At 66.1% G+C, this 7,203-nt stretch carries 9 protein-coding genes and 1 pseudogene; 7 read left to right on the top strand and 3 right to left on the bottom strand.

Annotation, left to right across the window (positions count from 1 at the left end):
- The first annotated feature begins 445 nt into the window (after positions 1-445).
- A complete protein-coding gene (locus tag BRC58_05505) occupies positions 446-658 on the top strand; it encodes a hypothetical protein (GenBank protein ID PSP17696.1) in 213 nt (70 codons plus the stop codon).
- A 123-nt stretch (positions 659-781) separates the two neighbouring features.
- Here the strand turns inward: BRC58_05505 and BRC58_05500 are convergent, their stop codons facing one another.
- Together BRC58_05500 and BRC58_05495 are read right to left on the bottom strand one after the other, a co-directional pair.
- Positions 782-1,012: a hypothetical protein gene (locus BRC58_05500; protein PSP17695.1), complete on the bottom strand. Its 231-nt coding sequence runs from the start codon at positions 1,010-1,012 to the stop codon at positions 782-784.
- 108 nt (positions 1,013-1,120) lie between these two features.
- Positions 1,121-2,380, bottom strand: a complete 1,260-nt coding sequence (locus tag BRC58_05495) for an MFS transporter (protein PSP17694.1) — start codon at positions 2,378-2,380, stop codon at positions 1,121-1,123.
- Between the two features lie 90 nt (positions 2,381-2,470).
- Here BRC58_05495 and BRC58_05490 point away from each other — a divergent pair, with 90 nt between their 5' ends.
- The 3 genes from BRC58_05490 (at position 2,471) to BRC58_05480 (ending at position 4,188) form a co-directional block, all read left to right on the top strand.
- A complete protein-coding gene (locus BRC58_05490; protein PSP17693.1) occupies positions 2,471-3,229 on the top strand; it encodes a sucrose-phosphate phosphatase in 759 nt (252 codons plus the stop codon).
- Entirely contained in the window at positions 3,226-3,855 is a 630-nt protein-coding gene (locus BRC58_05485; GenBank protein ID PSP17692.1) for a Holliday junction branch migration protein RuvA, read from the top strand. Before BRC58_05490 ends, BRC58_05485 begins: the two co-directional genes overlap by 4 nt.
- Before the next feature lie 69 nt (positions 3,856-3,924).
- Positions 3,925-4,188, top strand: a complete 264-nt coding sequence (locus tag BRC58_05480; protein ID PSP17691.1) for a hypothetical protein — start codon at positions 3,925-3,927, stop codon at positions 4,186-4,188.
- A 181-nt stretch (positions 4,189-4,369) separates the two neighbouring features.
- Here BRC58_05480 and BRC58_05475 read toward each other — a convergent pair whose 3' ends face one another.
- Positions 4,370-4,825 (bottom strand): DUF123 domain-containing protein, encoded by a 456-nt coding sequence (locus BRC58_05475; protein PSP17690.1) that lies wholly within the window; start codon positions 4,823-4,825, stop codon positions 4,370-4,372.
- 25 nt (positions 4,826-4,850) lie between these two features.
- Here BRC58_05475 and BRC58_05470 point away from each other — a divergent pair, with 25 nt between their 5' ends.
- The 3 genes and pseudogenes from BRC58_05470 to BRC58_05460 all read left to right on the top strand — a co-directional run.
- The gene (locus BRC58_05470) at positions 4,851-6,611 is read left to right on the top strand and encodes a 2-succinyl-5-enolpyruvyl-6-hydroxy-3-cyclohexene-1-carboxylic-acid synthase (protein ID PSP17697.1); all 1,761 of its coding nucleotides are present in this window, start codon (positions 4,851-4,853) and stop codon (positions 6,609-6,611) included.
- A gap of 50 nt (positions 6,612-6,661) precedes the next feature.
- Positions 6,662-6,883, top strand: a pseudogene (locus tag BRC58_05465) (sugar ABC transporter).
- 165 nt (positions 6,884-7,048) lie between these two features.
- The coding region (locus BRC58_05460; protein ID PSP17689.1) for a transposase at positions 7,049-7,203 on the top strand (155 nt) is incomplete at its 3' end.

Raw genomic sequence — 7,203 nt, 5'->3', positions numbered from 1 at the left:
TCGCGTCTAGTGCATAAGCTACGAGGATTGGTATGAGCCTGAGGTGCGACGCCTACTGCTGGCGATAGTGCTGCCCAGCTTGCAGAGTGCCGAGCAGGCGCTGCTTTGGTCGCACTGGCCACCACCAGGCCGTTGCGCGACGCTGTCACTACCGATCTAGACTGCCCAACTCCAAACCGCGGCTGTAGTACTAAGTCAACCAAGCTTCGAGTGTTGGCCTATAGCCTCGCTTGCGTCCTGCAAGGAGTCTGGAAGGTTGCTGCCAACTCCCAGCCGGAACTTCCATTGCGCAACTAGCGTCGCTCTTGGCGAAGAGTTGATGGGACCAATCGCATGACCCAACTACAAGGCCTCGCGATTGGCGGACTGCTCGCATTCGGTGCCTTGGGCGCCACCGTTCCAAGTGCCCAAGCGCAACCGGCCCGCGTTGGCCCGCTTGCCGAGCATGCAGAGCACCGCGCGGACGCAACAATTCGAGTGGACTCAGATGCGGAGGACCGTCGCGACCGGCGCTTGCAGCGCCGCCAAGGACCGCCACCGCAGGCGCCAGCTTGGGGCTATCGCTGCAAGCGGGGGAGCATCGAGCGCCACCCCAGCGGCCGGAGCTGCGATCGCGATTTCGAGCGGGATCGCGACGATAGAGATGATTCAGATCTAGAAGCCCAAGCGGGCGACCTTGAGATTGAGGTGGACTAGCTAGCTGCGGCCCAACAACAAAATCCCCACTTGCAAGGCAGGTGGGGACGGGGTGCGATCCGGGAGATTGCGCGCGCGGAACGGGTTAGCGTGGCAGGTTGCTGCCCACGAAGGTATCCATGCCGTTGGCCGGGACGCGTTGGTTGTAGTCCATGGCCGTGCCTGTAATGGATTCGGCCAGTTGCGCGAACGAGGCGGAACGCCAGTTGCGATCGTGGATGGGCTTGCTCTGCTCGCCGCGGAAGTAGGCTTGGGTACCCAGCAGGGCAGCGGCGGCAAAACCGACGGCAAACAGGGCGATGAGGATGGCAAACATGGGCTTTAGCTCCTAGCGACTGCAGCGGTTGTTAAGCTCTATTAAGCATTATGTAACAGATCGTTAAAAAGTGCAACCCATTACCCCCGAGTCTGTGCTGAACGCCTACTATTCGACCAGTCGGCGCCGCAGCAGGCGCGCCAGGGCGCGCAAAATCAGCATGCCGGCCAGGGTGCTGGCTGCCGCCACCAGCCAAAAGCCGTCGGTGACGTAGCGGGCGCGATCGAGCGCCCACCCGCCCAGCGGCGGGCCGATGAGATAGCCGATCGCCCAACACTGCGAGTTGACGGACAAATAGACGCCGCGGCGGGCCTCGGGGGCAATGTCCGCCACTAGGGCAGAGGCCGAGGGCGTGTAGGTGACAATGCCCAGCGCCAGGACCGCCAACGCCAGCACCACGGCCACGAGCGCACCGGCCGCAAGCTGGCCGGCCGCCCAGACCAAGCCAAACCCCAGCGCCCACAGCAGCAGCGACACCGCCAGCGCCCGCACTCGGCTGACCCGGTTGAGCGCGCGGACCACTGGTAGCTGCACCAGCGCGGCAAAGGCAATGTGCCAGGTAAATGCCCCGCCCAAGGTGGTGGCGCTCAGGCCCGCCTCGCCCTCAGTGCCGGCGACGTAGTTGCGCAGGTACAGCGGCAGGGTGCTCTGGATTTGGGCAATGTAGGTGGTGAACAGCACGTTGGCGGCCGCATAGACCATCAAGGCGCGATCGCGCAACGCGGCCAGCCAGTTTTGGCCCCAGCGGTTGTCGCCGCCGGCAGCTTGCGGGCGGCGGGTCTCGGGCACGGCCCAGTAAATGACGGCAAAAAAAGCCAGAAACGACAGCCCGTCGATGGCAAACAGCGCCCGGTAAGCCCCAGCCGAGGCGATCAGTCCCCCACCCAGGACCACACCCACGCTCAGCCCCAAGCTGTCGGCCAAGCGCGTGATGGCAAAGGCCTCGTTGCGCTCGGCCGGCGCTGTCAGATCGGCCACCACCGCCTCGGTAGCCGGCCAATACAGCCCCACCCCCAACCCCATGAGCAGGTTGCCCAGCAGCAGCAGCCCAAAGCCATCGGTCAGGGCCAGCGCCACATCCGCCAGCGCCGAGACCGCCGCCGACAGCAGCAGCGTTCGCCGCCGGCCCCAGCGCGCCGCATCGGACAGCGAGCCGCCCCAAAAGCGCCCCGCAATCCCCGAGATCTGGCCACTGCCCAAGGCAGCGCCCACGCGCGTCGCCGAGAGCCCGACTTGGTTAACAAAAAAGATGGGAGCGTAGAACAGCGTGAAGCCCGTGCCCACTTGCGATAGCAAGCGGCCCGCCGCCAGAATCCAGATAGTGCGGTTGAGGGCCGGCGACCAGCGGCGTCGCGCTCGCTCGGGCATGGCTGCTCCTTTGCCGTCCGCTTGGGCCGTTGCGAGGTGCCCCAGGACCGCCTACTCTGACAGAACAGCAGTCGCTGGCAGCATCATCTGTTGCACGCTTTTTTGTTCGTCTCCGATTTGGACGGCACGCTGGTGGGTGATGCCGAGGCCCTCGAGACCCTCAACCACCGGCTGGCGCAGCACCGCCAAACCTACGGCACCCAGATTGCCTACGCCACCGGGCGCTCGCTGGCACTCTACCAGTCGTTGGCGCGCGAGCAGCCGCTGCTACCGCCCGATGCGCTCATTGCGGCCGTTGGGACCGAGATTTATTTCGATCTGGCCGCCGGCGTTGCCGATGCAGGGTGGTCGCAGCGCTTGGCCCAGCACTGGAGCCGCGAGCAGGTCCTGGCGATCGCGGCCCGCTACGCGGATCTAACCTTCCAGCCCACCTCCGAGCAGGGGGCATTCAAAGTCAGCTGCGACCTGGAGGCCAGCGCCAGCGAGCGAGTGCTGCCCCAGCTGGAAGCCGAGCTGGCTCGGCAAGGCCTGGCCGTCCAGCTCATCTACAGCAGCGGCCAGCACCTCGACATTGTCCCCCAGCAGGCCGATAAGGGCGCGGCCGTGCGCTACCTGCAACAGGTCTGGGGCTGGGAGGACGATCGCACGGTTGTCTGCGGGGATTCGGGCAACGACATTGCCCTGCTAGCGCTCGAGAACGCGCGCGGCATTGCGGTGGGCAACGCCCAACCGGAGTTGCGCCAGTGGTGCGCCCAGCGCCCCAGCCGCGATCGCTACCTCGCCCAGGCGCCCTGCGCGGCGGGCATCCTCGAGGGCTTGAGGCACTGGGGGTGGCTGGATTCGCCATGATGGACTACCTGCGCGGCCGCGCCGTCGCCGTGACCCCCGGCGATCGCAGCCACCTGACCTTGGAAGTCAACGGCGTGGGCTACGAGCTCCAAATTCCATCGCAGCTAGCCCGCGAGTTGGCTCGCGCCGGCGAGGGCAACTGCCGCATCTTTACCCACCTGCAACTGCGCGAAGACCAGCTAGTGCTCTACGGCTTTGGCTCGGCCGCCGAGCGGGATCTGTTTCGCCAGCTGGTGGGGGTAACGGGAGTGGGCAACCAGCTTGCCCTGGCTGCCATTGACGCGCTGGGGGTTCGCCGCTTGGCCGAAGCGATCGCCAGCGAGGATACGGCCGCGATCGCTCGCGTGCCCGGAATTGGCCCCAAAACCGCCGAGCGCATGGCTCTAGAGCTCAAAAAGCAACTGGCGGATTGGGCGCCTGCCCCCAGCGAGCGCGCCGAGCCTGAGGCGGTCCCCAACCCCGCCATCCGCGAGGAGGTGGGGCTGACCCTATCGGCGCTGGGCTACAGCAACGACGAAATCGAGCAGGCGATCGCCGCCGTGGCCGCCAATGCCGAGATAGCCGCTAGTACCGATGCCGACAGCTGGATTCGCGGCGCGATCGCGTGGCTGAGCGAGCGCTCCTAGCCCGGCAGCGAACGCGAAAATGGCAGGTTACAATTTATAACAGAGCTTAATACGATGTAACTGGCAGCCATGACGCCCAACTTGCTCCAAGCCACGCAGGAGTACTGGCGCAAGCTCGATGCAGTTGAGGCAGCTTACAAGCGCAACGAGCTATCGCCGCAAGAGGTGGATGCCGAGGTCAAAGCCCTCATGGCCGAGTTGGGCCAAGCGCGGCGCGAATCGCTGGCCATGCTGCGCTACAGCTTGCAAAACTTTTGGCACGAGCAGCGAGAAACGATCGTCGGCGTTGCCGTTCTGCTGGCCCTAAGCTACGGCTGGCTGCTGGCGCGCTAAAAGCAGGCTAGCTGGGCTGAGCAGAGAAAGCCTGCAACGCGCCAACCTGCTGGACTATAGCAAAACTACCTGATTCGTGAACGAGTTGGCATTCCTAGCGCCAAGAGACATAATCCCCTGTTCGAGCCGATTTCGGGGTTACCTCAATAGATTTGTTTCGTTCACGTGTGGTCTGCGGTTGCTATAGTTGCGCATACAGGCTCGAGCGCTGCGCGCGCTGCAAGTAGAACAGGTGCGTGCGGCAGTGACAATCGGAGCTGCCGAACCCGCTTGCAACCGGCGTGGCACGCTCAGCCAGCAGGGTAGCCCAAGCGCACTCCTGGCGCTGCGGGCTTGCTTGCAGCCAAACGGCGACCGGCTCGCTGGCGCGCCGCAACCAGTCGATGTGCCAGCGCGGCCGGGGCGCGGCCGCCAAGTGGTGCTTGAGCCGCCCGCGCAGGCCGCCCGGCCCCAAAGCGCTCCCCACGTAGGCGTAAATCCCGGGCTGGAGCGTCACGCGGCCCAAGCGGCCGATCGCGCATTGCCGTTGGCGGGCACATGCCAACAAAAGCACGTAGGTGCCCGGCTGGGCCGGTAGCCGTGCTGCGAGCGCCGCCTGCTGGGACTGCGGTGATGGTCTAGGATGGCGCCCGGACATGGCACAGTCGCACGGCGTGGCGCTTATGCAGCTCGATGGGCGCAACGCTAACACCCTGTGGGCCTCAGTCGCGGCCGAGACGCTCTGGCGCGCGGGGGTGACGGTGGTGATTGTCTGTCCGGGCTCGCGCTCCGGACCACTGGCAGTAGCCTTCGCCCAGCATCCGCACATTGAGGCCATCCCCATTCTGGACGAGCGCTCGGCGGCGTTCTTTGCCCTGGGCTGGGCCAAGCGAGCGCGCCGCCCGGCCGTGCTGGTTTGCACCTCCGGGACGGCCGGCGCTCACTTTTATCCGGCGGCGATCGAGGCGAGCGAGAGTCAGGTGCCGCTGCTGGCACTCACCGCCGATCGCCCGCCGGAGCTGCGCCACTGCCACGCCGGACAGGCCATCGACCAGCAAAAGCTCTACGGCGCCTACCCGCGCTGGCAAGCCGAGCTGGCCCTGCCCGGCACCGACAGCGCGCTGCTGCGCTACCTGCGGCAAACGCTGCTGCAGGCCGTGCGGCGATCACTGCTCCCGGTGCCGGGGGTTGTTCACCTCAACGTCCCGTTCCGGGAGCCGCTGGCGCCGGTTCCGGCGGATCCGCCCCTGGAAGACTTACCTAACCCCGATACCTTTTTTAGCGGCGTTGCGCCGCCGCCCCGCTCGGTCGCCGAACCCGAACCAGCCTTGCCGATGGAGCGCTGGCAGCGCTGCGAGCGCGGCCTCATTATTGCCGGGGTGGCGCAGCCGCCGGATCCGCAAGCCTACAGCGCGGCGATCGCGCGGCTGGCGCGCGCGCTGGGGTGGGTGGTGCTGGCCGAGGGGCTCTCGCCGCTACGCAACCACGCCGGGCATCAGCCCGAGCTCGTCTCCACCTACGACAGCATCCTGCGCCAGCCCCAGTGGGCGCGCGACCTGGCGCCAGCCATGGTCATCCAAGCGGGTGCGCTCCCTACCAGTAAGGTCCTGCGCCAGTGGATGAGCGACGCCCAGCCGCAGCGCTGGGTCGTCGACCCCAGCGCCGATAATTTTGACCCCCTGCACGGGCACAGCGAGCACTTTCCCATCTCCATCGAACGGTTGGCAGCCGCGGTCGCCGAGCGCGCGCCCGCGCCAGCCGCAACCGAGCCCTCGCCCTACAGCCGCCAGTGGCAGCAAGCGGAAGCGCACTGCCGGCAGCAGCTCGATCGCGCCCTGGCCGCCACCGAGACTCTATTTGAAGGTAAAGTTGCCTGGCTGCTGGCCCAGTCGCTCCCACCGGCGACGCCACTGCTGGTGGCCAACAGCACCCCCGTGCGGGACGTGGAATGGTTTTGGCCGCCCAACGCGCGCGGCATTCGGCCGTTTTGCAACCGCGGGGCCAACGGTATCGACGGCACCCTCTCCACGGCGCTGGGCCTGGCCCACCGCCAGCTCCCCAGCGCCTTGCTCACCGGCGACCTGGCGCTGCTGCACGACACCAACGGCTGGCTGCAGCGCAATCGCTGGGTAGGGCACCTGACGGTGGTTGCCATTGCCAACGGCGGGGGCGGGATTTTTGAGGGGCTGCCCATCGCCGGATTCGAGCCGCCGTTCGAGGACTACTTTGCTACGCCCCAACCCGTGGCGCTAGCGGATCTGTGTGCCGCCTACGGCGTGGTGCACGAGCGGATTGCCAGCTGGCAGCGGCTGCAGGAAGCCCTCAACCCGCTCCCCGAGACCGGCCTGCGCGTGCTGGAGGTCCCCACCGATCGCCAGGCGGATGCCCGCTACCGGCAGGCCCTGCTGGAGGCAGCCGCGCCGCCGGCTAATGACGATCTGTAAAGCCGCTCAGGACGCAGGTTGCGGCGATCGCCTACAAAAGGAAAGCCTACGCGACCGGCCTGTGCCTGGCGACCGGTGCGTCGGCGGCCTACGCCCTGGCGCGGCTCAACTTCCCCGGCCGCCGGTTCTATGTCGTTGGCGTGCCGATCGTGGTGCTGTTTCCCTACGTCCTGCTGTTTTTGGGGCTGTTCGAGCTCGTGCGCGCGCTGGATTTGGGCAATAACGACCTGGCGCTGATCGTGCCCTACACGGCGCGCAACCTGCCGCTAACCGAAGCTAGCGGGATACAAGCCCCGCCCTTTAGGGCGGCTAACTATAGCAAAACCACTTGATTCGTGAACGAGTTGGCATTCCTGGTGCCAAGAGACATAACCCCCTGTTTGAGCCGATCTCGGGGTTACCTCAATAGATTTGTTTCGTTCACGTGTAGTCTACGATTGCTATATGCCGAGGCGCTCAACCTTAAGGCACTTGCCCGCAGCCAGTTCGGCAAGCAAACGCTCGACGCCGCCTGGGGCGAGTTCCTGAGCGTCCTAGCTTGGGTCTGCCGCAAGCGCGGCGTCTATTTTGAGCAGGTGGAGGCTACCTACAC

This window comes from Cyanobacteria bacterium QS_8_64_29, from assembly GCA_003022125.1.
Taxonomy (GTDB): domain Bacteria; phylum Cyanobacteriota; class Cyanobacteriia; order Cyanobacteriales; family Rubidibacteraceae; genus QS-8-64-29.
The sequence above is the reverse complement of the archived record's forward strand: the minus strand, read 5'-3'. Positions and strand labels throughout refer to the sequence as shown.